This is a genomic window from Halobaculum marinum (genome assembly GCF_029338555.1).
Lineage (GTDB): Archaea > Halobacteriota > Halobacteria > Halobacteriales > Haloferacaceae > Halobaculum > Halobaculum marinum.
Genome location: NZ_CP119989.1, coordinates 2,784,164 through 2,809,559, shown reverse-complemented (window position 1 = coordinate 2,809,559; position 25,396 = coordinate 2,784,164). Strand labels below are relative to the sequence as shown.

General features: G+C 71.1%; 25 protein-coding genes. 11 read left to right on the top strand and 14 right to left on the bottom strand.

Annotation, left to right across the window (positions count from 1 at the left end; translation table 11 throughout):
* Window positions 1-92 precede the first annotated feature (92 nt).
* The 4 genes from P0R32_RS14690 to P0R32_RS14675 are packed head-to-tail and all read right to left on the bottom strand — an operon-like array spanning window position 93 to window position 4,754.
* A complete protein-coding gene (locus tag P0R32_RS14690; RefSeq protein WP_276237780.1) occupies window positions 93-1,580 on the bottom strand; it encodes a DUF7519 family protein in 1,488 nt (495 codons plus the stop codon).
* Window positions 1,577-2,833: a DUF58 domain-containing protein gene (locus P0R32_RS14685; protein ID WP_276237779.1), complete on the bottom strand. Its 1,257-nt coding sequence runs from the start codon at window positions 2,831-2,833 to the stop codon at window positions 1,577-1,579. The genes P0R32_RS14690 and P0R32_RS14685 overlap by 4 nt, the downstream gene beginning before the upstream one ends.
* The gene (locus P0R32_RS14680) at window positions 2,830-3,672 is read right to left on the bottom strand and encodes a DUF7269 family protein (protein ID WP_276237778.1); all 843 of its coding nucleotides are present in this window, start codon (window positions 3,670-3,672) and stop codon (window positions 2,830-2,832) included. The genes P0R32_RS14685 and P0R32_RS14680 overlap by 4 nt, the downstream gene beginning before the upstream one ends.
* Window positions 3,669-4,754: a DUF4129 domain-containing protein gene (locus tag P0R32_RS14675; protein WP_276237777.1), complete on the bottom strand. Its 1,086-nt coding sequence runs from the start codon at window positions 4,752-4,754 to the stop codon at window positions 3,669-3,671. The genes P0R32_RS14680 and P0R32_RS14675 overlap by 4 nt, the downstream gene beginning before the upstream one ends.
* Before the next feature lie 58 nt (window positions 4,755-4,812).
* Here P0R32_RS14675 and P0R32_RS14670 point away from each other — a divergent pair, with 58 nt between their 5' ends.
* The 5 genes from P0R32_RS14670 (at window position 4,813) to P0R32_RS14650 (ending at window position 9,571) form a co-directional block, all read left to right on the top strand.
* Window positions 4,813-5,928, top strand: a complete 1,116-nt coding sequence (locus tag P0R32_RS14670) for a M48 family metalloprotease (RefSeq protein ID WP_276237776.1) — start codon at window positions 4,813-4,815, stop codon at window positions 5,926-5,928.
* An 86-nt stretch (window positions 5,929-6,014) separates the two neighbouring features.
* Window positions 6,015-6,158 (top strand): rubrerythrin-like domain-containing protein, encoded by a 144-nt coding sequence (locus P0R32_RS14665; RefSeq protein WP_276237775.1) that lies wholly within the window; start codon window positions 6,015-6,017, stop codon window positions 6,156-6,158.
* 33 nt (window positions 6,159-6,191) lie between these two features.
* Window positions 6,192-6,752 carry a DUF7097 family protein gene (locus P0R32_RS14660; RefSeq protein ID WP_276237773.1) on the top strand — a complete coding sequence of 187 codons (561 nt, stop codon included), beginning with the start codon at window positions 6,192-6,194 and terminating at the stop codon, window positions 6,750-6,752.
* Window positions 6,753-6,848: 96 nt separating this feature from the next.
* Window positions 6,849-7,403, top strand: a complete 555-nt coding sequence (locus tag P0R32_RS14655) for a GMP synthase subunit A (protein ID WP_276237772.1) — start codon at window positions 6,849-6,851, stop codon at window positions 7,401-7,403.
* Window positions 7,404-7,591: 188 nt separating this feature from the next.
* The gene (locus tag P0R32_RS14650) at window positions 7,592-9,571 is read left to right on the top strand and encodes a DUF2070 family protein (protein WP_276237771.1); all 1,980 of its coding nucleotides are present in this window, start codon (window positions 7,592-7,594) and stop codon (window positions 9,569-9,571) included.
* A 98-nt stretch (window positions 9,572-9,669) separates the two neighbouring features.
* On the opposite strand, the gene P0R32_RS14645 is transcribed toward P0R32_RS14650, so the two are convergent.
* From P0R32_RS14645 to P0R32_RS14620, 6 genes are all read right to left on the bottom strand, one after another.
* Window positions 9,670-10,608 (bottom strand): methyl-accepting chemotaxis protein, encoded by a 939-nt coding sequence (locus tag P0R32_RS14645; RefSeq protein ID WP_276237770.1) that lies wholly within the window; start codon window positions 10,606-10,608, stop codon window positions 9,670-9,672.
* A gap of 125 nt (window positions 10,609-10,733) precedes the next feature.
* The gene (locus tag P0R32_RS14640; protein WP_276237769.1) at window positions 10,734-11,333 is read right to left on the bottom strand and encodes an HAD family hydrolase; all 600 of its coding nucleotides are present in this window, start codon (window positions 11,331-11,333) and stop codon (window positions 10,734-10,736) included.
* 287 nt (window positions 11,334-11,620) lie between these two features.
* The gene (locus P0R32_RS14635; RefSeq protein WP_276237768.1) at window positions 11,621-12,805 is read right to left on the bottom strand and encodes a M24 family metallopeptidase; all 1,185 of its coding nucleotides are present in this window, start codon (window positions 12,803-12,805) and stop codon (window positions 11,621-11,623) included.
* Between the two features lie 118 nt (window positions 12,806-12,923).
* Window positions 12,924-13,979 carry a metal ABC transporter permease gene (locus P0R32_RS14630; RefSeq protein WP_276237767.1) on the bottom strand — a complete coding sequence of 352 codons (1,056 nt, stop codon included), beginning with the start codon at window positions 13,977-13,979 and terminating at the stop codon, window positions 12,924-12,926.
* A complete protein-coding gene (locus tag P0R32_RS14625) occupies window positions 13,976-14,800 on the bottom strand; it encodes a metal ABC transporter ATP-binding protein (protein ID WP_276237766.1) in 825 nt (274 codons plus the stop codon). Before P0R32_RS14625 ends, P0R32_RS14630 begins: the two co-directional genes overlap by 4 nt.
* Window positions 14,797-15,876, bottom strand: coding sequence for a metal ABC transporter substrate-binding protein (locus tag P0R32_RS14620; RefSeq protein WP_276237765.1), 1,080 nt, complete (start codon window positions 15,874-15,876; stop codon window positions 14,797-14,799). The genes P0R32_RS14625 and P0R32_RS14620 overlap by 4 nt, the downstream gene beginning before the upstream one ends.
* Window positions 15,877-16,107: 231 nt before the next feature.
* Between P0R32_RS14620 and P0R32_RS14615 the strand changes: the two genes are divergently transcribed.
* The 3 genes from P0R32_RS14615 (at window position 16,108) to ftsZ (ending at window position 18,343) form a co-directional block, all read left to right on the top strand.
* On the top strand, window positions 16,108-16,740 hold the full coding sequence (locus P0R32_RS14615; RefSeq protein WP_276237764.1) for a double zinc ribbon domain-containing protein: 633 nt from the start codon (window positions 16,108-16,110) through the stop codon (window positions 16,738-16,740).
* Window positions 16,741-16,948: 208 nt separating this feature from the next.
* The gene (gene cdrS, locus P0R32_RS14610) at window positions 16,949-17,140 is read left to right on the top strand and encodes a transcriptional regulator CdrS (protein ID WP_276237763.1); all 192 of its coding nucleotides are present in this window, start codon (window positions 16,949-16,951) and stop codon (window positions 17,138-17,140) included.
* A 3-nt stretch (window positions 17,141-17,143) separates the two neighbouring features.
* Window positions 17,144-18,343: a cell division protein FtsZ gene (gene ftsZ, locus P0R32_RS14605; protein ID WP_276237762.1), complete on the top strand. Its 1,200-nt coding sequence runs from the start codon at window positions 17,144-17,146 to the stop codon at window positions 18,341-18,343.
* Window positions 18,344-18,505: 162 nt separating this feature from the next.
* Here ftsZ and ncsA read toward each other — a convergent pair whose 3' ends face one another.
* Complete coding sequence (gene ncsA / locus P0R32_RS14600; protein ID WP_276237761.1) at window positions 18,506-19,477, bottom strand: tRNA 2-thiolation protein NcsA; 972 nt, start codon at window positions 19,475-19,477, stop codon at window positions 18,506-18,508.
* Window positions 19,478-19,616: 139 nt separating this feature from the next.
* Between ncsA and P0R32_RS14595 the strand changes: the two genes are divergently transcribed.
* Both P0R32_RS14595 and P0R32_RS14590 read left to right on the top strand, forming a co-directional pair.
* Window positions 19,617-20,078: a DUF4442 domain-containing protein gene (locus P0R32_RS14595; RefSeq protein ID WP_276237760.1), complete on the top strand. Its 462-nt coding sequence runs from the start codon at window positions 19,617-19,619 to the stop codon at window positions 20,076-20,078.
* Window positions 20,079-20,110: 32 nt separating this feature from the next.
* Window positions 20,111-20,758, top strand: coding sequence for a DUF7095 family protein (locus tag P0R32_RS14590; protein ID WP_276237759.1), 648 nt, complete (start codon window positions 20,111-20,113; stop codon window positions 20,756-20,758).
* A gap of 25 nt (window positions 20,759-20,783) precedes the next feature.
* Here P0R32_RS14590 and P0R32_RS14585 read toward each other — a convergent pair whose 3' ends face one another.
* Window positions 20,784-21,596 (bottom strand): class I SAM-dependent methyltransferase, encoded by an 813-nt coding sequence (locus tag P0R32_RS14585; RefSeq protein WP_276237758.1) that lies wholly within the window; start codon window positions 21,594-21,596, stop codon window positions 20,784-20,786.
* Between the two features lie 104 nt (window positions 21,597-21,700).
* Between P0R32_RS14585 and P0R32_RS14580 the strand changes: the two genes are divergently transcribed.
* Entirely contained in the window at window positions 21,701-22,558 is an 858-nt protein-coding gene (locus tag P0R32_RS14580) for an isocitrate lyase/PEP mutase family protein (protein ID WP_276237757.1), read from the top strand.
* A 63-nt stretch (window positions 22,559-22,621) separates the two neighbouring features.
* On the opposite strand, the gene P0R32_RS14575 is transcribed toward P0R32_RS14580, so the two are convergent.
* Both P0R32_RS14575 and P0R32_RS14570 read right to left on the bottom strand, forming a co-directional pair.
* The gene (locus P0R32_RS14575) at window positions 22,622-24,151 is read right to left on the bottom strand and encodes a carboxypeptidase M32 (protein ID WP_276237756.1); all 1,530 of its coding nucleotides are present in this window, start codon (window positions 24,149-24,151) and stop codon (window positions 22,622-22,624) included.
* A 98-nt stretch (window positions 24,152-24,249) separates the two neighbouring features.
* Window positions 24,250-25,368: a M20 family metallopeptidase gene (locus tag P0R32_RS14570; protein WP_276237755.1), complete on the bottom strand. Its 1,119-nt coding sequence runs from the start codon at window positions 25,366-25,368 to the stop codon at window positions 24,250-24,252.
* Window positions 25,369-25,396 lie beyond the last annotated feature (28 nt).

Below are 25,396 nucleotides of genomic sequence, written 5' to 3'. Positions count from 1 at the left end.
TTCATCTCGGGCCGCGGGAGCGGGGCGTGCACTGGGGCGCCCGTCGCCGTCGTCTCCGCCTTCTGTGTCTCCCGCCTCCGCTGGCTCCACCGTTACTCGGTCTCCAGTCCGACGCGTACGGTGAGCGCGAGCAGTGCCACCAACAACAGCAGCAGCGCCACCGCCGCCCGCTCGGGGGCGACGGCGATTGGCGGGCCGAGGTACGCGACCGCAGAGAGCACGAGCACGGCGACGAGGCCGACGGCGACGAGGCCGACCGTCCGGGCGTACTCGACCGGTTCCGTGGCGGCGTCGCGACCGAGGTGGGCACCCAGTCCCGCCGCGTGCTCACCTGCACCCCACGTGACGAGCGCGAGCGCGACGCCGGCGAACACCGCAGGCGGCGCCGCACCGCCGACGCCCGCGGCGACCGCGCCGGCGACCACCGCACCGCTGGCGAGCGCGAAGCCCGCACCATGTTCCGGGACGATCCCCGCGAACGCCGGGTCGCCGGTGAGGAGAGACGTGACGCGGACGAGCGCGAACACGCTCACCGGCGCGGCGACGACCAACAGCCACGAACTGTACGCGACCGGCGCGCCCACGACCGGCACCGTCGGACCGACGGCACCGACGGCGGCGGCGCCGGCGGAGACGACCAGCACGCCGACCCCGAGCGCGGCGGGAGCGGCGGCACCGAGTGCGCCACCGGGGTCCTCGCCGGCGACGTCGACGACAAGCGACTGTAGCCGACCGGCCGCGACCACGCACGCGAGGCCGAGCGCGACGAGCAGTCCCAGTCCGGCGAGGAGGCCGCCGTCGAGCAGCAGCCTGCTCGCCGGCCCGACGACCGGAACGCGGTAGAGGAGCCACCCGAGCGGGTCGCCCAGGCCGGGGACGACGACGACCTGCACGAGCAGCGCGACCCAGTACCAGCGCGGCACGTCGCGGACCCGCAGCGCCGCGGCCTCGGCGACCGGCGGTGGCCGGTAGCGGTCCGGCCCGAGCAACCGCCGCAGCGTCCGCGTCGCCGGCCCGAGTAGGAGCGCGGCGGCGAGGCCGACCACTTGGAGCGCCACCAGCGCGACGAGCGCGGTGCCGCCGAGCAGTCGCGGGATGGCCGCTCCGACGGCGTCGAGGAGCGGGCCGCCGAGCGACACCGCGGGCGCGATGAACACGAGCGCGGCGACGGGTGCCGCGGCGGCGACCGCCAACGGCGTGGTGAGCACGGCGGTCGCCTCCGCGAGTCCGAGCGACCCTTCCGCGGCGACGAGTGCGAGCGCGACGGCGGTACAGGCGGCCACGACGACCCCCGGGGTCCCGCCGCCGGCGACCGCCGTGACGCCGGGTCCGGCAGCCAGCGCGTACACGGCGAGGCCGACGCCGAGTCCGCCGACGGCGGCGTCGGTGCCACCCGCGGGGGCGCGTCGGAGTGACCACCACAGGAGTCCGCCGCCGACCGCCGACAGGAGGACCCCGCCGACGATCGGGAGGCCGAGTGAGACGCCCGCGAGCACGCCCGCGAGCGTCACGGCTGTGAAGGCGACGCCGCTCCCCGTCGGCGACGGCGCGGTCGACGGCGGCGAGACGGGACGGCTCATCGCCACCGCGCCCCCGCGCGTTCGACCGCGGCAGCGAGGGGTTCGCCGGGCGACCAGTCGGCCACCCGCGCGCCGAACCCGCGCAGTTCGCGCGCCCTGCGGCGCCGGTCGAGCGCGGCGACGCGCCCCCCGTGGGTGTCGCTGGTGGGGTCTGGCGACACGACCGTCACGGCGTGCCCGTTCGCGACCCACGTCTCGGCGGCCTCGACGGGTCGGTCGTCCGCCAGCGGCGTACAGCAGACGATCTGGGCGCTCCCCGGCAGGTGCCGGGCGAGCGTCGCCGGGCGCCACAGGCCACGCATCCGCAGATCCAGGTCCGCGGGGACGTGTGCCGGCTCCGCCAGCAGTCGCTCGATGCTGTGGGCGGCGACCTCCCGATCCCGGCTGGGTGGGAGGTAGCCGCCCTCCTCGCCCCAGACGGCGACACCGACGGCGTCGTTGCGCGACAGGAGCTCTCCCGCCAACTCGACCGCCGCGTCGCGGCTCAGCCGCCCGGTGTCGGACTCGCCGGGCGCCCGCACCCGCCGGCTCTCCTCGCGCACGTCGACGACGAGGACGACCGTGGCGGCGCGCTCCTCGCGGTACTCGACGGTCGACAGTTCGCCGGTCCGGGCGAACCGCCGCCAGTCGACGCGCTTGACGGGGTCGCCGTGCTGGTACGCGCGCACGGAGTGGAAGGCGACTCCCTCCCCGGCGTCGTCCGTCTCGACGCGACCGACCGCGGACTCGGTCTGCTCGCGAAGCGCGAGCGCGTCGCCGCCCGAGCGGACGGCGAGCGTGTCGCCGGCGCCCGCGGTCGCGCGCACCTCGCTCGCGCCGGTGAGCGTGCGCGCGACGGCGACGCACTCCCCGAACTCGTGGGTGCCGCGGCGCGCGCGGAGGTCGTACTCCACCGAGAGCGACTCGCCCGGTGCGAGCGTCCCGCCCGCGCGCGGCGAACCGTCGACGACGGCCACGCCCTCGGGCGTGTCGTCCACGACGCGCACGTCCGGCAGGTGCGCCTCGCTGGCGTTGAACGCCTCCACGGTGACGCTCACCTCGTCGCCCGCTCGCGGTTCGTCGTCGCTCACGCGCCGCTCGACGACGAGCGCGTCCGGCGACGGCTCGCCCGCGACGGCGCCGTAGGCGACGTACGCGAGGCCGACGCCAGACGCGAGGAACACGACCGGGTCGCCGAACGCCACCCCGCCGAACGCACACGCCAGCGCCGCCAGCAGGCCGGGGAGCCACCGCGACCGAGTGCGGACGCTCACCGCGACACCTCCGTCGCCTCCGTCGCGGGCTTCGGATACACCCGCTCGCCGTAGGTCGTGCGGTCGTCGTCGGTGTTGTCGTCGTCAGCGCTATCCCACCCGGTGTCCGTCGAAGACGCACCCGCTGTGGCTGCGTCGTCGGTGCGCTCGTCGCTTATCGCGCGTCTGTTTCGCTCGTTGGGACGGTGGCCGCGCCGCGCACGGCGGTCGAGTCGTTCCAGTTCTCGGACGGTCGCGCGGACGCACCGGGCGGTCCGCTCGCCGGCGAGCCAGTCGCGCAGTCGCGTCGTCGGCGGAATAGACGGCGTCGCCGTCTCCGAGAGGTACGCGGCGGCCCGAACGTCGTCGGTCCACTCGCCGCGGTCGACGCGGCGCTCGGCGGTCGACTCGTCGACGCTCTCGGCGGTCGCGACCGCGTGGATTGCGGCGTCGTGGAGGTGCCGCCGGGCGCGCGCTCGTGCCACTACCGGGCGGGGACCGCGTTCGCTCGACAGCCTGTCGTCGTCGCCGGCGGCGACGGTGATGGCGTCGCCGAGCGGTCGGTCGTCGCCGAGCTCTATCGCCTCCGGGTCGTCGTCGACGAGCGGAGCGTCCCACTCGCGGCGGGGGTCGTCGCCGACCCGCGACCCGTGGCGCGGCGGCGGAACGATCAGGTCGCGCACCAGCCAGCCGGCGACGCAGACGGCGGCGACTCCGAACAGCCACAGCACGGGCCGGACGCCGACGCCGGCGGGCACCCACTCGACCGGCACCACCAGCAGGACCGCGAGTGCACCGACGCCCGCGACGGTCGCCAGCACCGCGAGCGCGTCGCGTGCGTCGACCGAGCCGCGGATCATCGGTCGTCCCCTCCGGCGTCTCCGGTGTCACCAGCGTCACCGTCTTCGTCGCCGGGGCCGCCGTCGAGCGTGCGCCGGACCCGGTCGTAGGCGTCCAGCGCGCGGTCGCGGCGTTCGGGGGTGACCGCCCAGTTCCCGTACCGGATGCCGCGGAACGCCTCCGTCAGCGCGTCGACGGCGTCGCGGGGGTAGCCGCGGTCGGTCGCGCGCCGTGCGAGGTCGCCCGGCGTCCACGACTCCTTGTCACGCCCCGGGACGGCCGCCCGGAAGCGGCGCCACGCCTCCCGTATCGTCTCGGGCGGGTCCGGTTCGGTCGGTTCACCCGAGGTCGCCGTCGAGGCGCCGCCGCCGGTCTTCGACCGACCGCTCGGTCGCCGGCCCGTGCTCCCCGGGGGCGAGCCGATGCCGGAGAACAGCCCCGACAGCGACAGCGAGGGGAGCGACAGCGCCGCGAGTGCGGTCGGGACGGCCGCCAGCGCGCGCCCGAACCCACCCAGGACGGTCCCAGTTCCGGTAGCGAGACTCCCGCCGAGTGCGCCGGCAACCGACCCGAGCGTCTCCGCGGCGGTCGCGGCGGTCGACCCGGCGCCGACCAGCACCGCCATCGTGGTCTGGGGGACCGCACGCACCGCGAGTCGGAGTCGGGGGAGCCGTCCCGCCGGCAACTCGTCGGCGTTCACGGCGTAGCGCCCCGAGAGGACCAGCACGCCGCCGACGCTGCCGACCAGCAGGACACAGAGGAGTCCGAACAGCAGCCCCGCGACGCCGCCGAACCCGCCGCCGCCGGTGTCGTAGTTCGCCGCTGGCTCCGGGGTCGGCGTGGCCGTGGGCGTCGGGGTGGCCGTGGGTGTGGCGGTTCCGCCGTCGGTCCCGGAACTCGGATCCGGGGTGGCCGTGGGGGTCGTCGCCGATGCGGGCGTTGTGCCGCCGACTCCTCCGTCGCCGGTCGTTCCGGAGACGCCGCCGGTCCGGTCTGCCGCCGGGTACGAACCGAGGCCGGCGGCCGGGAACAGCGTCGCAGACACCGCGACGACGCCGACAGCGAGGAGGGCGAGGGCGACACGAGCGGGGTCGTATCCCATCTGTGCATCTGTCGTTCCCGGAAGTATTTGTTTCCTCGGGGACCTGTTGGAGACGAACATGGTCGACCGCTCGCTCGCCCTCCACACTGCCGCCACCGGGTTCGCCACCCTGCTGTTCACCGGCGCGTTCGCGCTCGCCGCGGCCGCGCTGGTCGCCCCGTGGCTCTCCGTTTCGCCGTTCCTGCTTGCGATTCCGATCGTCGCGATCGCGCTCGTCGTGCAGGTCCGATACGTCCGACACGACCTGCTCGCGGGCACCGGTGCCCGCGTCGTCGACCGCGAAGCGTTCCCCGACCTCTACCGCCGACTCGACCGCCTCTCCCAGGGACTCGACGCGCCGACAGCGCGCCTCGCGGTCGTCGACAGCGACACGCCGAACAGCTGTTCGGTAGCCGGCGCCGGACGAGGGACCGTCGTCGTCTCGACTGGCCTGCTCGACGCCTGTTCGGACGACGAACTCGACGCCGTCCTCGCGCACGAACTCGCCCACCTGCGCAACCGCGACGCGACGGTCCTCACCGCCGCCGCGTTCCTCCCGGCGCTCGTCAACGGCGACTACTCGCTGTGGCGCGACCTGGGCCTCGACGACGCGCCGGGTGCCCGCACGTTGGTCGCCGTCGGCGGCGGCGTCGCCCTCTACGCGCTCGCCGCTCCCTCGCTCCCGGGGCCGGCACTCTCTGCCACCTCGCTGGGCTCGTTCGTCGTCGGCGCGGGCGCGGTGCTCCTGCTCGGCGGCGTCGTCCTGGGCGTGCTCGCGACGCCGGTGGTGTTCCTCGCGCGGTCGCTGTCGCGCACGCGGGAGTTCGCCGCCGACCGCGCCGCCGCCCGCCTCACCGGGTCGCCCGCGACGCTCGCGACCCTGCTCGAACGCCTCGGCGACGCGACCGCGGCACCGACGGCGGACGCCCGCGACGCTGCACAGCCGACGGCACGCCGCGAGCGAATCGCGGGACTCCACGGACTCTGCTTCCTCCCCGGCGGCTTCGACGCGCCCGACGACGCCTCCGTTCGAGACGCAGAGTCGGGCACCGTCGACGCGGACGACGCCACCGACGCAGACGACGCCGCCGACCCGTTCGGCTTCCGCGTCGAGACGCGCTCACACCCGCCCGCCGCCGACCGCGTCACCCGATTGCGTGACCTCGCGGCGGCGATGGAGCGCGGCGAGGCCTGACAGAGAATCGCCAGACAGCGTCGGGGATCGGAGCGTCTTGTCGGCTCACCGACGACGTTAATACTGTGCGACACGTTAACACGCCCATGCGCTCCGACCCATACCAAGCCGGATCGGTGCGCGTGTTCGAGTGTCGGGAGTGCTCAGCACGCGTCGAGGCGTCGCACAGCCCCGGAACCTGTAGCGACTGCGGCGGCGACCTGCAGGACATCAGCGTCCCGCGGGAGTGAGGCTTTTTCACCGAGGGCGACGCTCGCTCGTCCATGGAGCGTACGCCGGACGGCACGCCCGTCGGCGTCGACGACCCGTACGAGTACGCCGGGCGCTGTGACCACCTGACCGACGACGGTCGGTGTCGGTTCGCGCTCGACAGGGCGGGCGACGACCCGACGTTCGCGGCCGCGCGCCGCCGCGACGACTACGCCTGCGTCGTCGCCGACGAGGATGTGGACTGGGCCGACTGCCCCCACTACCGGTCGACGAGCGACGCCAAGGCGTGTGTCCGGTGCGGCCTCGAAGAGGTGCGCATCGCCCACGACGAGCGGCGGCCCCTGATCGAAGCACACCACCTCTCGTACGGCGAGGGGGCTGCAAGTAGCGGACGCAAACCGCACGACGGCGACGCGGATCGGAGCCTCTCACACGAGATCACCGTCGGCCTCTGCCGGTGGTGTCACACGAAGGTCCACAAGTCGTTCGCGCGCATCGACGACGACGCGAGTCCGGACCCGGAGGCCGTCGCCGAGCGCGAGGGGCGCCGCACCGACGAGTTGGGGGAGTTGGGGTTCTCGACGGCGGGCGAGCGCTACGGGGAGGACGGGTGAGGCCGCCGTCCCCGACTCGACCGCAGAGGTAGGCACGTCCGTGCATCCCCGAGCGCGAAGCGGGTCGCTTTTCACCACGTCCGCGCAACCCACGGTATGAGCGAGCCGCGTATCGTGGTCATCGACAACCACGGACAGTTCACGCACCTGGAGGGTCGCGCTCTGCGCGACGTGGGCGTCGACACCGACATCCTCGACAACGACACCGACCCCGCCGACATCGACGCCGACGGCATCGTCCTCTCGGGCGGCCCGGACATGGACCGGGTCGGTCGGTGTGCGGAGTACCTCGACCTCGACGTGCCCGTCCTGGGCATCTGTCTGGGCCTGCAGTTCATCGCCAAGGAGCTCGGTGGGCGCGTCGAGTCCGGCGACTACGGCGGCTACGCCGACGTGGACGTGCGGATCACCGACCCGGACGACCCGCTCGTCGGGTCGCTCGCACCCGAGACGCGCACGTGGGCGAGCCACGCCGACGAGGTCGTCGAGGTGCCCGAGGGGTTCCACGTCACCGCCGACAGCGACGTCTGCGGCGTCGAGGCGATGAGCGACCCCGAGCGCGACCTGTACGGCGTCCAGTGGCACCCCGAAGTGAGCCACACCGAGCGCGGCCAGGAGGTCTTCGAGAACTTCGTCGCCATCTGCGAGTAACTCCGGCGTTCGATTGCTCCGATTCGGCGTGCAGTCTTGCGGTTTTGTGTTGCTTGCACGTGTTGATAGCTCGACCGACGACCCGCGTCCGCACACGACCGCGGAAGCCCCCCGACGGTCGCTAACGGTTCACGCGACGAGTGCGCCTGCTTTTTAGGGGCGGACCGCGTTCCTCAGCGTCAACGCGTATGACAGCGACCCAGAGCAACCTCGCCGGGCTGTCGCGGTTCATCTTCCGCGCCCCGTCGTGGTACACGTCGGTCGCGTTCGCCCTCCTCCTCGCCGCAGTCGCTGGGATCGGCGCGTTCGAGCGCCCCGAGACCACGCAGGTGTGGCGCGGCGTGCTGTTCGTCGGGCGCGACGCCTGGGAGGGCGTGTTCTTCATTGGCATCCCGACCATCGTCGCCGGCCTCGGCACCGCGTGGGTGGACAGACTCGTCGGCGGGAAGTTGACGCCGAACCGTTCGTCGCTGCTGGCGCTGGTGTGTGAGGTGATCATCGTCGCGTTCCTCACCGTGGGCGCGCTGCTCGCGTACCTCACCCCGCTCGGCCAGCGGTTCGTCTTCGACGTGCTCGTCGTCGCGCTCGCGTCGGTGTTCGCCATCCGCCTGCTGGTCATCATGGCGGTGTCGCAGTCGTCCATCCTCGTCGCGGCGGTGCCCGCCAGCCTCCAGAGCGCCACCGCCGCGGTGCTGCTGTTCGTCTACAGCGGGACGCTCAGCCTGTTGGAGGTGAGCGGCCCCCTGCTCGACACGTTCCTCATGCCGTACCTCGCGCGACCCGGCGAGGCACCCGCTGAGCTGTCGGCGATCAGCCCCGACCACTTCGTCGTCCTCGGCTTGACGTCGGTGCTGTACGCCGCGGGCGTGTGGACGTTCCTCTACGTCGTCGACCGCCCGTGGCGCAACACGCTCGGGGTCAGCGTGCTCGACTTCCTCCGCGGGTTCATCGGCCACATCGCCGAGGGGACTCGCGAGTTGGAGGACTTCTTCGAGCAGTTGGGCGAGGAGGCCGTCGTCCCCGTCACCGTCCTCTCGTTTCGCACCCCCGACGACACCGAGAAGGCCCGCTGGGTGCTCCCGATGATCCACCCGGGGCCGATGGGCGAGATTGGCGGCGGCAACCTCCCGGTCCGCGTCGCCGACGCCACCGAGGGGCTGGCGTTCCCGCCGCACGCGACCGCCGGCCACGACTTCAACCTCGTCACCGAACGCGAAGTCGACACCGTCATCGACGCCGCCGACCGGGCGTACGACCGCCTCACCTACTCGCGCGACGCCACCGAGAGCCTCCGGGCCGACGCCGGCGAGGCGTCGCTACTCGGGCAGGGGTTCGGCGACGACGCGCTCCTCGTCTCCACGTTCGCACCGGGCTTCGCCGACGACGTGGAGTACGCGGTAGGGCTCTCGACCGCCGCGGAGGCGCGCACCGGCGGCCTCGGCGACGTGCTGCTCGCGGACGCGCACAACTCCAACAACGGACTCGACGGCCCGGACCTGGGCCACGTGACGCCCGGGTCGGTCCGCTCGTTCGACATGATCCGGGCCGCCGGCGAGGCCGGCGACCGACTCGCGGTCGCGCCCCGCGGCGACCTCTCGATCGGCGTCGCCTGGGAGCCCACCGACTGGGTGCCGGCAGAGGGGATCGGTCCGCTCGGCATCCGCGCGATGGTCACCGAGGTGGCGACCGACCCCGAGTCGGGCGCGAGTGCGGTCGACACCGGCGACGCCGACGACGCCGACCCCGACGCCGCACAGACGACCGCCTACGTCCTCGTCGACGGCAACAACATGGAACCGGGGCTGCGGGACGTGCTCGTCGAGGCCGTAGTCGACCGCGTCGGCGTCGACGACGCGGAGGTGCTCACTACCGATACGCACGTCGTCAACACCGTCGAAGCGGACAACCAGGTCGGCGCCGTCGTCGACCACGACGAGTTGACCGACGTGGTCGTCGACGTGGTGCGCGAGGCGACGACAGACGCCGAACCGGTCGAGGCGGGGATGGCGACCGAGCACGCCGAGGTGACCGTGTTCGGGAACGACCGGACCGAGTCGCTCGCCAGCCACGCCAACGCCGCCGTCTCGATGGGCGGCGCGCTCGCGGCGGCGGTCGTCCTCGCGTCGCTGGCGATCTCCGTCCTCCTGTTCTTCGTCACGGGTCCGTGACCGCGTCCGGGCCTTCCACCGCCCGCCGGGATGGGGCGTCCCGGACGCACCGCTGTCGACGATGGCGTCACGAGAAGGCGTTGCCGCCGACGGCAGCCTCAGGCGTCTGAGAGGGACTCGACGACCGAGCCGATCTCGTTGGTCTGTTCTTCCACCGCCTCGGAGATCTCGTCTGCCTCGCTGGCGATCTCCTCGGCGGCCTCCGCGGCGCCCTCGACCATCGCGGACACCTCCTCGGCGGAGGCGGCCTGCTCGTCGGTCGCGCGGGCGACCTCACTGACGCCCGCCGACGCCTCCGACACCGTGTCGGAAATCTCGCTGAGGTGGTCCATCGCCGCCTCGGTCTTGTCGACGCCGCGCTCGATGCGGTCGTTGCTCCCTTCGATCTCGTCGACGACCTCTGCCATCTCGCCTTTGATCTCGTCGACGGTGCTCTCGATCGCCTCTGCCTCGTTCTGAGAGTCCTCGGCGAGCGCCTTCACCTCGTTCGCGACGACGGCGAAGCCGTCGCCCTCGGTGCCGGCGCGCGCGGCCTCGATGTTGGCGTTGAGCGCGAGCAGGTTCGTCTGCTCGGCGATCCCGTCGATCACGTCGACGAACTCGTCGATGTCCTCGATCCGCCGACCGATGCGCTCGATGCCGGAGGTCATCGAGTCGGCGGCGTCGGCGACCGCACGGATCGCCTCCATCGCCTCCTCGGCGGCCTCCTCACCCTCTTCGGCGGCCTCCTCGGCGGACTCGGCGGCGACCGCGACCTGCTCGGCGGACGACGCGACCTCCTCGATGGCCGCCGAGAGATTCGTCATCTCGTTGGTCACCGTGTGCATGTCGTCGGACTGGACGCGCGCGAGGCCGGCGATCTCTACGGTCGACCCCGCCACCTGCTCCGACGCGGCCTGCAGCCCGGACAACGCGTCGACGGTGTCTGTGTCCATGTCGGCCATCTCCTCGTCGAGTTCCGACTGGATGTCCACGTCGGTGTCCAGCCCAGTGTCGACCTCGGAGATGTCAGCGTCGTCAGCATACTGTGAAGCCATACCAAGGGGACTGCTGCTATCTGTAAAATCACTGGCTCGCGGTTATTAATCTCAATACTGTTGGCCGGAAAATTGCCGCTACCTGTGACGGATCGCTGGTCGGACTCGGATCGGTGACTCGCCCGTCACACGCCATCGAACGACTCCCGGGCGTCGACGAACTCGCCTCCGACCCCCGTCACTGCGCCGTCGACGTCGGGGTCGGTTCCCACGTGGACGAGCGACGGGGGTGTCACACCGAGCGCATCGGCGACGCGTTCGAACGCCCGCGCGTCCGGTTTGCGCCACCCGCAGGCGACGCTCGACACGACCGCGTCGAAGTCGTCGCGCGCCAGGTCCGACCGGACGAGCGTGCGACCGACCAACTCCGGCACCGCGCAGTTCGCCAGCAGTCCCACCGGTCCGCGCTCGCGAGCGGTGGCCACCGCCGCCGCGGCCCCCTCGCGCGTGCGAACCTCGGGGTCGAACGCCGCGACGACGGCCCGTCGCGCCGCGTTGCCGGGAGCGGCGACGCCGCGCGAGGCGAGCGCACGACTCACGTGCGCCGGAAGTGGGACCTCCGCGCCCGCGGGGGCGTCGACGTGCGTCTCGTGGAAGGCGTCGCTCCAGTCGGCCGGAACCGCGACGCCGCGTGCGCGAAGTTCCTCGCCGACGGCGGCGGCGGGGTCGGCGGGCAGGTCGGCCTCGACGAGCGTGTCGAACAGTCCGAACGAGACGGCGGGCATCGTCGGTCGCTCGCGTCCCGGGACACAAGAACGCTCCGAGCCACGGGCGGCGGTCGCGGTCAACCCGAGCGATCCGGGCCGAACACGATTTCATATCGCGCAACGCAGTTTATTCAGGCGGCGAGGAGGGTGGGGCCTACGGTGGAGCAGTCGGTGCTGCACGTGCCGAGGCGGTCGAGAACGGGCAGCGATAGCGCCGCGGGGTGACCCGAGACTATCCACTCGGTGTGAGCGCGTGTGTGTGTGCGAGTGCGACGAAAACGGGTGGTCGTGGGTCGGCGGCGCCGTTACCGGATGACGTTCGACTCCAGATCGCGCGGGAAGAAGGTGAGCCACTCGGTGCCGTTCTCGGTGATCGCGATGGTGTCGGAGTGGCGGTAGCCGTAGTCGTCGGTGTAGATGCCCGGTTCGATGGTGTAGATCTGACCCGCCGCCATCCGGGCGTCGCCCTCGTCGACGTGGTCGTAGTCGTCCCACCCGCGGTCGATGTACGGCGGTTCGTGCCCGCCCATGCCGATGTTGTGGCCGACGTGGTGCTGGGCGGTGTCCTCGATGCCTTGCTCGACGAAGTAGTCGTGGACCGCTTCGTCGACGCCGGCGATGGACTGCCCCGGCCCGAGCGCGTCGATGGCGATGTCCTGCGCCTCCACCATCAACTCAAAGTAGTGGACCTGCTCGTCGCTCGGTTCGCCGACGAACATCGTCCGCTCCAGTTCCGAGTGGTAGCCGTCGACGTTCGCGGACGCCCCCGTCACCAGCACGTCGCCCTCAGAGAGCCGTTCGTTGGGGGTGTGCCCGTGCGGGAGCGCGGTCTCCGACCCCGAGATGTACCCCGCGTGCACGGGGCCCGACCCCCGCGTGCGGACGGCGTACTGGTCGCCGAGTGTGTCGAGCATCGCGCGCGAGGCGTCGGTCGTGGCCCGCTGACTGACGGTGACCGGGTGGGCGCCGACTTCCGTGTAGTCGGCGAGGTAGCGGTGCGCGAGGTTCGCCCACTTGGCGGACTCGCGCACGAGGTCGACCTCGGCGTCGGTCTTCTCCCAGCGCATGCGGTCGACCCACGACTGCGACTCGACGTCGACGAACTCCGAGAGGCTCGGCCCCTCGTACCCCATCACGCCGGGCGCGCCGTCGGCGTCGGAGACGACCGACTCGACGCCCATGCCTTCGAGCATCTCGACGGCGGTTCGCAGCGGTGCGCCCTGGGGGTAGTCGAAGTAGTGGTGCACCGTGTCGATCCGGGGGTTCGGCTCGACGCGCTCGACCTCGAGGCGCGGGACGGTGATCTCCATCCCGTCCTGTGTCACCGCGAGGACGACCGGCCGCTCGGTCTGGATGTGGTGGAACCCCGACACGTACTCGATACTCGTCGCGTTGAAGAACGTCGCCGCGTCCGCGTCGGTGTCCGCGAGCCGCCCGCGCACCTCCGCGAGCCGCGCGTCGAACTCGGATTCGGGGAGTCTCGTCGCCATTGCGTGCGGATTCGCCGCTCGCGGGATAAGCCTCGGGGAAGCGGCGCGGGGTGTGCCCCATCGAGCGGTCGCTCGCCGGTAAATCGTAGAGTGCGATACGAAATCTCCGCCAGGTCGCTCAGTCCGAGGTCACGACCGCGTCCTCGTCTGCGTCGATGCTCCCGAGTTCGGGCGCGTCGTCGTCGCCGCGGGCCTCGCGCACCTTCCCGACGACGACCGCGAGCGCGTAGATGGCGACGGCGACGAGGACGATGACGCCCCCGGCGGTCGCCTCGCCGTAGTAGGCGGCGCCGATACCGAGCAGTACGGCCAGTTCTGCGAGGACGACGGAGACGAGTAGCGACTCCGAGAAGCTACGCGACACCTGCGCGGCGCCGGCGACCGGGACCACGAGCATCGCGGCGACGAGGATGACGCCCATGATCTGCATCGCGCCGACGACGACCAGCGCGGTGAGCATCACCATCACGCGGTTGTACCAGTTCACGGGGATGCCCGACACCTCCGCGGCCGTCTCGTCGAAGGTGACGTACAGCAGTTGGTTGCGCGTGAGCGCGACCGTGCCGACGATGATGGCGAACAGCACCAGCAGGATGGCGGCGTTCTCAGCCGAGACGGTCGAGAGGTTGCCGAACAGGTACTGGTTGATCCCGACTGCGAGGCCGCCTGCGTTGAGGCTGATCAGCACCGTCCCCAGGGCGAACCCCGTCGAGAGGACGATGGCCATCGACACGTCGTTGTAGGCGTCGGTCACCTCGGAGATGACCTCGATGAGCAGCGCCGCGAGTACCGCGACCACGACGGCGGTGAGGTACGGCGAGACGCCGAGGCTCAAGACGCCGTTGAGGAACAGGCCGACGGCGACCCCCGCGAACGCGGTGTGGGCGAGCGCGTCACCGATGAGCGCCAGTTGGCGGTGGACGAGGAACGTCCCGATGAGCGGCGCCATCACCCCGATGCAGAGACCGACGAGGATCGCACGGTGCATGAACCCGTACTGGAGCAGTTCCAGTCCCGTCGCGTCCCCGAGCGCGGTCATCAACAGCGACCACAGGTCGAGCAGGTAGTAGATCGGTGCGAGCACCGGGTCGAGCGCGCTCCCCGACTGCAGCGGCGCGGGCGGGGAGGCGGCGACTGCTCCGAGGGCGGCCGCGGCACCGGTCGGGAGCGTCATCGCTTCTCACTCCCGCCGAGGAAGCCGACGGCGGTGCCGAACGCCCGCGCGAGCGCGTCGCTGCCGACGAACTCCTCGGTCGGGCCGTCGAAGTACACCTCGCGGTTCATGCAGACGACGCGCTCGGCGTGGTCGGTGACGGCGCCGAGGTCGTGCTCGATGAGGAGCACGGTGATGCCGTCGTCGTTGAGCGCGGCGAGCAGGTCGTAGAACGCCTCGACGGACTCGGCGTCGACGCCGACGGTCGGTTCGTCGAGCACGAGCAGGTCGGCCTCGCCCGCGAGCGCGCGTGCGATGAACGCTCGCTGGCGCTGCCCGCCGGAGAGCTTCGTGATCCGCCGGTCGGCGAAGTCGGCCATCCCGACGGTCGCGAGCGCGTCGTCGACGATCCGCTCGTCATCGGCGCCGAGGCGACCGAAGCCGACGTGCGAGAACCGGCCCATCCGCACGACCTCGCGGACGGTGATCGGCATCTCCTTGGCCGCGCTGGCGTGCTGGGAGACGTAGCCGACGCGCTGGCCGTCGTCGAAGCGGTGGGCCGGTTCGCCGAACAGGCGCGCCTCGCCCTCGTCCGGGCGGAGCAGGCCGAGCATGAGTTTCATCAGCGTCGACTTCCCCGAGCCGTTCGGGCCGACGACGGCGAGGTACTCGCCGGCGCGGACGTCGAGACTCACGTCCTCGACGACGGGCGCGGCGGTGTAGCCGAACGTCACGTCCGACAGCGAGATGACCTCCTTGCCCGTCGCCCGTCCGGCGCCGTTGGTCGCCGGGTCTGCGCCGTCGGTCACCGTCTCGGCGGTCGCGGCGTCTGCACGACTCATTCGAAGTTCCTCCACTCGGCGTCCCAGCCGTCGTAGCCGGCCTCGCTCGGCGGCGTGTTGCCGAGCACGACCTCGAAGGTGGGCATGTTGATGTTGTACGCGATCTCCTCGTACCCCCACTCGTTCTCCACCCAGTCCTCGCGCACGCCCGCGTACGGAGTGACGGGATAGTACGCCTCCACGTCGGTCTCGGCGATGAGCTGTTTGGCGGGGCGGCGCGTCTCGAACACGCCCGCGCCGATGTAGCGGATGTCGTTCTCGTCGATGACGCGCTTGGCCTCGGTGATGTCCGAGGGCTTCACGTCACCGCTGGCGGCGAGGTTGACGACGAGCGGGCGCATCTGCACGCCGTAGCGGTCCGCGATGTACTGGAACGCGTTGTGTGCAGCCAACTGGACCACGTCGCGCTCGGCGGCGTCGAAGATCGCCTCGTAGTCGGCGTCGATCCGTGCGAGCACGTCCGTCTTGTACGCCTCGGCGTTCGCGCGGAACGTGTCCTCGTACTCGGGTGCGAGTTCGACGAACCCCTCGGTGATGTTGTCGACGGCGATCGTCGCGCGCGTCGGGTCGAGCCAGAAGTGGGGGTCCCGCCCGCGCCCCTCGCCGACCCCCTCCTCGTCGCGGTCGAGGCTGTCGGCCAGCGGGACGAGTTCGACGCCCTCGCGCACGTTGATCAACTGGGTGTCGACGTCGTCGTCTTTCAGCGTCTGGATGGCGCGGTCGGCCCACGGCTGGAAGTCCTCCCCGACGTGGACGAACGCGTCCGCGTCGACGATGCGCCGCGTGATGCTGGCGTTCGGCTCCCACCCGTGGCCGTGCAGGCCCGTGGGGATCAGGTTCTCGACGGTCACCGGGGTGTCCGCCGCGACCTTCTTGCCGAAGTCGTAGAAACTGAAGAACGAGGCGACGACCGTCGGGCCGTCGCTGTTGCCGGCGTCCTCGCCGGTGTCGGTACCACTTCCGGCCGCACCGCCCAGACAGCCGGCGAGGCCCGCGGCGGCGAGACTCGTCGCGCCGGCGAGGTACCGGCGTCTGGTCGTTCCCGGCGAACCCGCCGGGTCACGTGTGTCGGTCATACTCACTCCGAGAAGGACGCTCGAAGGGTATAGTTGTTCCGACCGAAGGCAGAGTTTAGACTGTTCTAATTCTGGGTTCGATGGAGGGACGTGGGACCGACCTGGGCACGTAAGACGCCGCGACCAGCAGCATCCGCAAACGGTCCGTGCGGCGCGTAAGACGCGTCGGGCGACGGACGCGCGTCCGACGCTGGGATAGTTTGATATGCACCCTGCCGTAAGGTGGGGGACATGAGCAAGATAACCTTCCGCGCGGACGCGGACCTCGTCGACCGCCTCGAACAGCTCGAGGGGTCGAAGAGCGAGGTCATGCGGGAGGCGCTCCGCGAGTACCTCGACGATGCGGAGCGGCCGAGCGCGTCCACGCCGGTGCGCGAGGCCGAGACGGACTCGGACCCATCCGACGGACCGGCAGACACGCTCGACGACGCGCTCGCAGCGCGCGTGGACGAGTTGGTGACCGCACGCCTCGACGAGGCACTCGGGGCGCAAACGAGGGACGGAACGACCTCCCCGCGGCCGTTCGGCGTCCCGGACGCTGCGCCGCCGGTGAACCTCACGGTGAACGTCGACGGCGCCGGCGTCGACGTAGGGGGGGCGTCGGACACGGCGACCACCGACGGACGCGAGCGGTCCGGTTCGGACGCCGACAGGGAGGAGGCGGAGGCCGTGTCGCCGGCCGAGGCCACCGCGTGCGCCCAGTGCGGAGAAGACGTGTCCGGCGACCACGTGTTCTGCCCGAACTGCGGCGAGAAGGCGAGCAGGCGGGTGTTCTGCGACTGCGGCGACGAGGTCCGCTCCGACTGGGCGTTCTGCCCCGGCTGTGGGCGACGGACCCCCGCCGCCGACGTGCTGGACCGGTAGTAAGACGCGTACACCACCGCTACGGAGCGTAAGACAACTCGGCTGTATCCGTCATACAACCGGCGATATATTTATATGCAAACGGTATATTGGTAGTGATGCGTAAGACGGCTCGTCTTACAGGTCGCGGTCGGAGCGGGGAAACTCCGGTCGTCGGCCCGTGAGGGCACGTGTATGCGTGTTGTCGTCTTACCGGGGGAATGTACCAATGGAACGTGTGACACTACGAATCCCGAAACAGCAGATCGAGGAGGTCGAACAGATGGTCGAGACGGGCGAGTTCCCGAACCGCAGCGAAGCGATTCGGTCGGCCGTGCGCGACATGCTCAACGAACAAGCGGACACATCCGGCGAGCGTGCGCGCGGCGAGCGCAGTAAACGCAGCTGGGCGAAGGTGTAATCAATGCAGGATATCGTTCAGGACGCGCTCGAGAACGCGGAGGCGGAGCAACGCAGCATGGCCGAGATGGACGGCGACGACGAGTTCGGGGAGCCCCGGATCGTCATCGTCGGCGCGGGCGGCGCGGGTAACAACACCATCAACCGGCTGTACAACATCGGCGTCGACGGCGCCGAGACGGTGGCGATCAACACCGACAAGCAGCACCTCAAGATGATCGAGGCCGACACGAAGATCCTCGTCGGCAAGTCCCTGACGCAGGGTCTCGGCGCCGGTGGCGACCCCAGCATGGGGTCGCGCGCCACCGAGATGGCCCAGGGCACGATCAAGGACGTGCTCGGCGACGCGGACCTCGTGTTCGTCACCGCCGGCATGGGCGGCGGCACGGGCACTGGCGCGGCGCCGGTCGTCTCGAAGATCGCCAAAGAGCAGGGCGCCATCGTCGTCGGCATGGTGTCGACGCCGTTCAACGTCGAGCGCGCCCGCACCGTCAAGGCCGAGGAAGGGCTGGAGAACCTCCGCAACGAGGCAGACTCCATCATCGTCCTCGACAACAACCGACTCCTCGACTACGTCCCGAACCTGCCGATCGGGAAGGCGTTCTCGGTGATGGACCAGATCATCGCCGAGACGGTCAAGGGTATCTCCGAGACCATCACGCAGCCGTCCCTCATCAACCTGGACTACGCGGACATGTCCACGATCATGAACCAGGGCGGCGTCGCGGTGATGCTCGTCGGCGAGACCCAGGACAAGAACAAGACCCAAGAGGTCGTCAACGACGCGATGAACCACCCGCTGCTGGACGTGGACTACCGCGGCGCGTCGGGTGGCCTCGTCCACATCACCGGCGGCCCCGACCTCACGCTGAAGGAGGCCGAGGGCATCGCCGACAACATCACCGAGCGCCTCGAGGCGAGCGCGAACGTGATCTGGGGCGCCCGCATCCAGGAGGAGTACAAGGGCAAGGTGCGCGTCATGGCGATCATGACGGGCGTCCAGAGCGCGCAGGTGCTCGGCCCGAGCACGCAGAAGCAGGCCGACAAGTCGCGTGCGTCCATCGAGGGCGGCGCGGCACAGGACGTCGACTTCGACGCGAAGTCGAACGCGCAGTCGAACAACGGCCAGCAGGCGGCCTGGCAGTCCGACGGCGGGCGCGAGCAGTCGAGCGAGCGCTCCAACGGCCTCGACGTCATCCGCTGACCGGTTCGACCAGACGGCCCTCACGGGCGACACGACCGGTGCGACGCGACTTTCTCTCTCTCTTTCCGTCTTCCACCACTTCGAGCAGCGGCGTCACAGACCCGGCCGCCGAATCGGGGGCCAGCCCACGGCGCCGAGTGGGAGCGCGCCAGTGGCGTGGCGTTACGCGCCCTGGATCGCCGCCACGAGGTCGCACTTGCGACAGACGTCGCGCGCGGTCTTCGACCCGCAGTTCTCACACGGCGACAGGTCTGGGCCGGCATCCTCGTCGCCGCGGTACTCGTCGGCGAGCACGCCGGACAACTCCTCGTAGCCGGCCATGATCGAGTGGCGGACGCCGGGGTGGTTCTCCTCCAACTCCAGCAACAGCGACTGGATCTCGCCGCGGTACGCCTCGCTGGCGTGGGGGCACTCGGCCATGTGTGAGGGGAGGTCCCGGAGATGGCAGTACAGCGCGACCTCCTTCTCGGGCACGTCACGGAGCGGCTTGGCGCGCGGGACGAAGTGATCGCTCTCGCGGCGCTCCGGGAACGGGCCGATGGAGGCGTCGAAGTGCTTCGCCATCTGCGCGGTGTCGCCTTCGAGAAAGTTCATCAGGGCCGTCTGGGCCTCGTCGTCGAGGTTGTGGCCGGTGAGCAGTTTGTCGGCCCCGAGTTCCTCGGCGTACGTCTCCAGCAGGTCACGCCGGAACACCCCGCAGTACGCGCAGGCAGCCATGTTCTCGGGGTCGTCTTCGACCACATCGTCCATGCGGACGCCGAGTTCGTCCTCGTAGCTGACGACCTCGTGGCGCATCTCCAGGTCCGCGGCCAGTTCCTCGCAGGCGTCGAGCGAGGCGTCGCGGTACCCCTCGATGCCCTCGTGAATCGAGAGCGCGACCATCTCCACGCGGGGGTCCTCGGCGAACGTCTCGTCGAGCACCGTCGCGAGCACGACGCTGTCTTTCCCGCCCGACAGGCCGATCACCCAGCGTTCGGGGTCCTCGGGCGTCGCGTCGTCGGGGAGGAGGTCGTCCTCGCGCACGCGTCGCCGCACGCGTCGCTCGACCGACTCCCGGAAGTGCGACTCACAGAGGTGAGCCCCGGAGTAGGCGGCGTGCATCACGGCGTCGGCGCCGCACCTGTCGCAGTCCATTGGAGGCGGGTAGCGGCGGCGCGGCCATACCCGTTTCGCACGGTGGTGCGGGCGACGGTCGTCACCGACCGCCGCTGGTCGCCGCCGCCGGCGACCGCCGACGGACAGCCTCAACAGGCACCACCGCGGACGGCGGTGTATGACGCGACTCGACCGACTGCGGGCGTGGCTGTTCCGCCTCGCGTTCTCTTACTACCCCTCCTTCTGGTCCACCGGAGCGACGCTCACCGACTTGGCGCCGGATTTCTCGCACGCCGCGGTCGAACTTCCGCTCACCTGGCGCACGCGCAACGGGATGGGGACGCTGTTCGGCGGGAGCATGTACGGCGCCGTCGACCCCGTATACGTCGTCCTGCTCCAGCGTCGCCTCGGCGACGCGTTCACCGTCTGGGACAAGGCCGCCGAGATCCGGTTCCTGAAGCCGGGCCGGTCGACGCTGTACGCCGAGTTCGACGTCCCCGACGCGGAGGTCCGCGACATCGAGGCGTCGCTGGCGCCCGGAGAGTCGTGCGACCGCGTGTACGACGTGGCGTTGGTCGACGACGACGGCGTCGTCCACGCCGAGGTGGAGAAGACGGTGTACGTCCGTCGAGACGCGTAAGACGCTTCCCGGTCGCCCGCCCAGACGGGGGCATGGAGCGCGAGGCGGCCCTCGACCGGGTGGAGGCGATCATCGACGCCGTCGACGAGGGGCCGATGCCGGTCCCCGTCCGGGAGGTGTGGGTGTACGGCGACGTGGCCCTCGGACTCGACCCGATCGATTGGCTGGACGTGTACGTGACGAAGGACCTGCTCATGCGCAGCGACGACCCGGACGCCGCCGAGGAGTTCCAGCGCTCGCACGGCGTGAAGGGAGTCGGCAAGTCCGTCTCCTCGGAGTGGGCGCGCGAGCACCCCGAGTACATCCGCGCGAACGACAACGGCTACGCCGCCCCGGAGAAGTGCCTCGCCGCGCACCTCCTGCCGGACGACGAGCCGATCCACCTGGAGGTGTGTAACGCCCCGTTCGACCAGAACGTGAAACAGCGGCTCAAGGGCGCGCTCGACCGCGGCGCCTACGAGCAGGTGCTCGACCCCCGCGGCGTCCAGTTGTACGGCGAGGGGCGGCGCGCACCCGAGACGATGGCGAAACTGCGGGACGGCGACCTTCCGTTCCCGACGCTGTCGGGCGCGCTGGAGATGCTCGGCGTCGAGGAGCCGGAAGCCGGCGAGATCGCCGACGCCGTTCGCGACTACCGCGACCGACAGGAGGGAGCGACCGTCCGCGGCGACGTGGTCTGAGCAGTCGATACGTCGCGGCCGGCGGTCAAACCCGACCGACGGTCACGTCGAACGGAACCGTCTCGACGCGCTCGTACTCGCCGTTTTGTGCCTGGGTCGCCGCCGTCCGGCCCATCTCGCGCCACTCGCGTCGGAGTCGGTCGTAGTCGCCGTCGGCGAGTTCCCGGCGGAGTTCCGTCTCGTGGTCGGCGATGCCGGCGCCGCTGGCCTTGCGTGCGATCCCGGCCAGGTCCGCCTCGGAGTACGGCGGTTCGACCCGCTTCTCGTGGCGGTAGCGCCGTGCGTCGACGACCGACAGGCCGGCGTCGGCGAACAACTCGCGGGCGCGCTCACCCATCGCCACGTCGGTGCCGACGCCCGCGATGTACGCCGCGCGAACCTGCCCCTCCAGCGCTGCTTCTGCGTCGACGGTGGAGGTCACCGCCACGTCGGCGTTGTCGGGTTCGACGGCGGCCACGAGGTCCGCGGAGACGCGGGCGAACTCCCGGACCGCGGCGGCGGGGTCGGGGAGGTTGATCAGGAGGGCCTGGCAGGCGACGAGGTCGAAGCTGTCGTCGGGGAACGGGAGGCGGGTCGCGTCGCCCGCGAGGTACGCGAGGTCGCGCTCCGCTGGCCCGCCGGCGTCACGGGCGGTCGCCAGCAGGTCAGTGTCCGCGTCGACGCCGACCACCCGCGCGTCGGGCGCCTCCTCTGCGAGCACGCGGGTGAGTTCGCCCGTCCCACAGCCCACGTCGAGGACGCGCGACCGCGTGTCGAGGTCCAGCGGGGCGAGCGCGTCGCGCGACTCCCACATCCCGCGGCGCGTGCGTTCGAGGTAGTCGGCGGTGAAGCGGCGCATCTGCGTTCGTTCGACGTGTGGCGCCCTCGCCGTGATAAGGTGGCCGGTCGCCCCGGGCGCGGTCGCCGGCGGGGTTCATGCCGGTCGCCCGCGTAGCCACTCGAATGGACCACGCCACCCAGCGCGAGCGCGCCGCGTCGTTGCTCGCGCTCCACACCGCTGCCGGCCCGCTCGTCCTCCCGAACGCGTGGGACGCCGGGAGCGCCGTCGTCTTCGCGGACGCGGGGTTCGACGCCATCGGCACCACGAGCGCCGGCATCGCCGCCGCACAGGGCGTCCCCGACGGCGAACAGCTCTCGCGCGAGGAGATGCTCGCGGTCGTCGAACGGATCGCCGGCGCGGTCGACCTGCCGGTGACCGCCGACATCGAAGCGGGCTACGGCGACACGCCCGAGGAGGTGTTCGACACGGTCGCCGCGACCGTCGAGGCGGGCGCCGTCGGCGTCAACCTCGAAGACGGCACCGGCGACCCCGACCGACCACTGGCCGACGTTGCCGACCACGTCGCGGTGATCCGGGCCGCCCGCGACGCGGCGGACGAGGCGGACGTGCCGGTCGTGGTGAACGGGCGAACGGACGTGTTCTGGCTCGGCGTCGGCGAGGAGGCCGACCGACTCGACCACGCCGTCGAGCGCGCGAACGCCTACGCCGACGCCGGCGCGGACTGCCTGTTCGTCCCGGGCGTGACGGATACCGAGACGATCGGTGCACTCGTCGACCGACTGGACGCGCCGCTGAACGTCCTCGGTGGGCCGGGCGCGCCGCCGATCGCGACGATGGCGGATCTGGGCGTTGCGCGCGTGTCGGTCGGATCCGTCCCGATGCGCGCGACGCTGGGACTGCTCCGAGAGATCGCCGTCGAGTTGCGCGAGGAGGGCACCTACGAGGCGATGGCCGACGGGGTTCCGTACGGGGAGCTGAAGGAACTGCTGGCGGCGGCGGCTGAACGGCGAGACGGGTAGCGAATCGCGCGCGAAAAGTCGGAGCCCGTTCCCGTTCGGCAGTCGAGTTCGTCCGACCGGCGCTTAGACGGACTCTTCGAGGTCGTAGAGGTCGCCGTACTTCGAGCGCACGTAGTCGACGAAGTAGTCGGCGGTGAAGTCCTCGCCCGTCGCCTCGCGCACGAGTTCGTTCGTCTCGTACCGGGCGCCGTGCTGGTGGATCTCCTCGCGGAGCCACGTCTGGAGGTCCTCGAAGTCGCCCTCGCGGACCTTCCCGTAGATGTTCCCGATGTCGTCTTCGGCGGCGTTGAACAGCTGGCTCGCCATCACCGAGCCGAGCGAGTACGTCGGGAAGTAGCCGAAGTTGCCGTGGCTCCAGTGGATGTCCTGGAGACAGCCCTCCGTGTCCGTCTCGGGGCGGATGCCGAGGTACTGCTCGTACTTGTCGTTCCACACCGTCGGCACGTCTTCCACGTCGAGGTCACCAGAGATCAGTGCTCGCTCGATCTCGAAGCGGATGACGATGTGGAGGTGGTAGGTGAGTTCGTCCGCCTCGACGCGGATGAGGTTGTCCTCGTACACCTGGTTCGCGGACTCGAACGCTTCGCGCGCGCTCGCGTCGCTGTCGAAGTACTCGGCGAACTTCGGCGTCACAAGCTCCCAGAACGCCGGCGAGCGACCGACGTGGTTCTCCCAGAGGCGCGACTGGCTCTCGTGGACCGACAGGTCGCGCGACTCGCCCAGCGGCGTGCCGAAGTGGTCCTCGGGGAGGCCGAGGTTGTAGAACGCGTGGCCGAACTCGTGGACCGTCGCCATCAGGCCGCCCAGTGGGTCGGTCTCGTCGTAGCGCGTCGTGACGCGGCAGTCGTACACGTTGCCTGAGGTGAACGGGTGCGTCGACGGGTCGAGGCGACCGCGCTCCCAGTCGTAACCGAGCGTCGTGAGCACGTCCCGGGACAGTTCCTCCTGGCCGTCCTCGGGGAACTCGCCGGCGAACGCGTCGGTCGTCACGTCGGCGTCGCTCGCGCGGATCTCGTCGATCATCGGCACGAGCGTCTCCTTGAGCGTCTCCAGAATCTCCTCGGCCTGCTCCAGCGGGAGGCACGGCTCGTAGTCCTCGAACAGCACCTCGTAGGCGTCGCGGTCGGGGTCGATGTGCTCGGCGTACTGCCGCTTCAGGTCGACCAGCTTCTCGAGGTACGGCGCGAACTGCTCGAAGTCGTCTTCGGCACGCGCTTGCTCCCACGCCCCCAGCGCCTCGGTCGAGGTCTCGGAGATTTCCTCTACGAGCGCGGTCGGCACGGCGTCGGCGCGCTCGAACTCGCGGCGCATCTCGCGCAGTTGCGCCGCCTGCTCGTCGTCGAGGTCCGCCTCCGCGGCGGCGTCGAGCAGGTCGGCGGTCTCGTCGTCCGTGAGCATCTCGTGGCTCAGCGAGGAGAGGACCGACAGCTGCTTCGAGCGCGCGGGGGTGCCGCCCTCGGGCATCATCACCTGCTGGTCCCACCCGAGGACGCCGGCGGCGCCCTGCACGCCGTTGATCCGCTCGAATCGCTCCACCAGTTCCGCGTAGGCGTCGGCGGTCCCCGCGGACTCGCCGGTCGCGTCAGTAGCCATCAGGCAACGCTTGCCGCCCGGCGTTCTTGAAACGTCCGTTCGGCGAACCCGGCGGGGTCGACCCGAGGGGCCAGCCGACACCGCCCCCGGCCGCCCGCTCAGGCGAACGCGCTCGCGTCCTCGGCGACCGCGTGGTAGATGCGGTAACAGCGGTCGAGCACCTCGTAGGAGACGCTCTCGGTGTCGGTGTGTGCCTCGCCCGACTCGGCGGCGCCACAGATCACACAGGCGGTGCCGGCGTCGGCGAGCCACCCCGCGTCGGTCGCGTGCGGCTTCACGACGTGTTCGGGCGTGCCCGTCTGCACGTCCTGCGCCGCCGCCAGCACCGCGTCGGCGAAGTCGTCGTCCGAGCACGCCATCGGCGGAAGGTCCTGCTCGACTGTCCACTCGACCCCCTCGATGGACGCTGCCTGCTCCAGCGGCGCGCGTTCGCCGGGCACCGTCCGCTCGTCGATAGTCACCTCACAGCGGTCCGGGACGACGTTCCACGCGGTGCCGCCGTCGATTTCGGTGACGGCGACGCTCCCGCGAAGGGACTCGCCCAGCACCGTCGTCTCCGGGAACGCCATCTCGCGGACCACGTCGACGGCGTCGCAGGCGCGGTAGACGGCGTTCACTCCCTCCTCGGGGATGCTCGCGTGGGTGCTCTCCCCGCGGGCGACGAGCGCGCTCGCGCGCCGGCCCTTGTGGGCGACGACCACGTCGGTGACGCCCGGCCCGGAGTAGTTCGTCGACCCCTCGCCGACGACGGCGAACTCCGGGGCGAACCCGTCGTCGATGGCGCCGCGGGCGCCGATGCCGCCCAGTTCCTCGCCGACGAACGAGGCGAAACACAGTTCCACCCCGTCGGGGTCGGCGTCGCGGAACGCGCACATCGCCGCGGCGACGGCGCCCTTCATGTCGGCGCTCCCGCGGCCGTACAGTCTGCCGTCGTGCTCGTCGAGGACGTACGACTCGTCCCCGTCGTCGTCGACCGTCACCTGTGGCTCGCCCGGCGGCACCACGTCGTGGTGGCCGACGAGCGCGAGCGTCGGGCCCGACCCTTTCCGGGCGAACACGTTGCCGTGGTCGTCGCGCTCGACGGTCCCGTCGGTCTCGGCGCGCAGCCACGACTCGATGGCGTCGCCGGCGGCGGTCGGGTCCTCGTGGCTCGGGATCGACACGAGGTCGCGCGTCAGCGTCCGGAGCCCGTCGGCGGACTCCTCGTCCTCAGTCATACCTTCCTTGCCGCCGTGCACGTGGATA

Coding starts and splice junctions, on each gene's coding strand:
- P0R32_RS14690 (WP_276237780.1), bottom strand. CDS start 1,580: ATGAGCCGTCCCGTCTCGCCGCCGTCGACCGCGCCGTCGCCGACGGGG.
- P0R32_RS14680 (WP_276237778.1), bottom strand. CDS start 3,672: ATGATCCGCGGCTCGGTCGACGCACGCGACGCGCTCGCGGTGCTGGCG.
- P0R32_RS14675 (WP_276237777.1), bottom strand. CDS start 4,754: ATGGGATACGACCCCGCTCGTGTCGCCCTCGCCCTCCTCGCTGTCGGC.
- P0R32_RS14670 (WP_276237776.1), top strand. CDS start 4,813: ATGGTCGACCGCTCGCTCGCCCTCCACACTGCCGCCACCGGGTTCGCC.
- P0R32_RS14665 (WP_276237775.1), top strand. CDS start 6,015: ATGCGCTCCGACCCATACCAAGCCGGATCGGTGCGCGTGTTCGAGTGT.
- P0R32_RS14660 (WP_276237773.1), top strand. CDS start 6,192: ATGGAGCGTACGCCGGACGGCACGCCCGTCGGCGTCGACGACCCGTAC.
- P0R32_RS14655 (WP_276237772.1), top strand. CDS start 6,849: ATGAGCGAGCCGCGTATCGTGGTCATCGACAACCACGGACAGTTCACG.
- P0R32_RS14650 (WP_276237771.1), top strand. CDS start 7,592: ATGACAGCGACCCAGAGCAACCTCGCCGGGCTGTCGCGGTTCATCTTC.
- P0R32_RS14645 (WP_276237770.1), bottom strand. CDS start 10,608: ATGGCTTCACAGTATGCTGACGACGCTGACATCTCCGAGGTCGACACT.
- P0R32_RS14640 (WP_276237769.1), bottom strand. CDS start 11,333: ATGCCCGCCGTCTCGTTCGGACTGTTCGACACGCTCGTCGAGGCCGAC.
- P0R32_RS14635 (WP_276237768.1), bottom strand. CDS start 12,805: ATGGCGACGAGACTCCCCGAATCCGAGTTCGACGCGCGGCTCGCGGAG.
- P0R32_RS14630 (WP_276237767.1), bottom strand. CDS start 13,979: ATGACGCTCCCGACCGGTGCCGCGGCCGCCCTCGGAGCAGTCGCCGCC.
- P0R32_RS14625 (WP_276237766.1), bottom strand. CDS start 14,800: ATGAGTCGTGCAGACGCCGCGACCGCCGAGACGGTGACCGACGGCGCA.
- P0R32_RS14620 (WP_276237765.1), bottom strand. CDS start 15,876: ATGACCGACACACGTGACCCGGCGGGTTCGCCGGGAACGACCAGACGC.
- P0R32_RS14615 (WP_276237764.1), top strand. CDS start 16,108: ATGAGCAAGATAACCTTCCGCGCGGACGCGGACCTCGTCGACCGCCTC.
- cdrS (WP_276237763.1), top strand. CDS start 16,949: ATGGAACGTGTGACACTACGAATCCCGAAACAGCAGATCGAGGAGGTC.
- ftsZ (WP_276237762.1), top strand. CDS start 17,144: ATGCAGGATATCGTTCAGGACGCGCTCGAGAACGCGGAGGCGGAGCAA.
- ncsA (WP_276237761.1), bottom strand. CDS start 19,477: ATGGACTGCGACAGGTGCGGCGCCGACGCCGTGATGCACGCCGCCTAC.
- P0R32_RS14595 (WP_276237760.1), top strand. CDS start 19,617: ATGACGCGACTCGACCGACTGCGGGCGTGGCTGTTCCGCCTCGCGTTC.
- P0R32_RS14590 (WP_276237759.1), top strand. CDS start 20,111: ATGGAGCGCGAGGCGGCCCTCGACCGGGTGGAGGCGATCATCGACGCC.
- P0R32_RS14585 (WP_276237758.1), bottom strand. CDS start 21,596: ATGCGCCGCTTCACCGCCGACTACCTCGAACGCACGCGCCGCGGGATG.
- P0R32_RS14580 (WP_276237757.1), top strand. CDS start 21,701: ATGGACCACGCCACCCAGCGCGAGCGCGCCGCGTCGTTGCTCGCGCTC.
- P0R32_RS14575 (WP_276237756.1), bottom strand. CDS start 24,151: ATGGCTACTGACGCGACCGGCGAGTCCGCGGGGACCGCCGACGCCTAC.
- P0R32_RS14570 (WP_276237755.1), bottom strand. CDS start 25,368: ATGACTGAGGACGAGGAGTCCGCCGACGGGCTCCGGACGCTGACGCGC.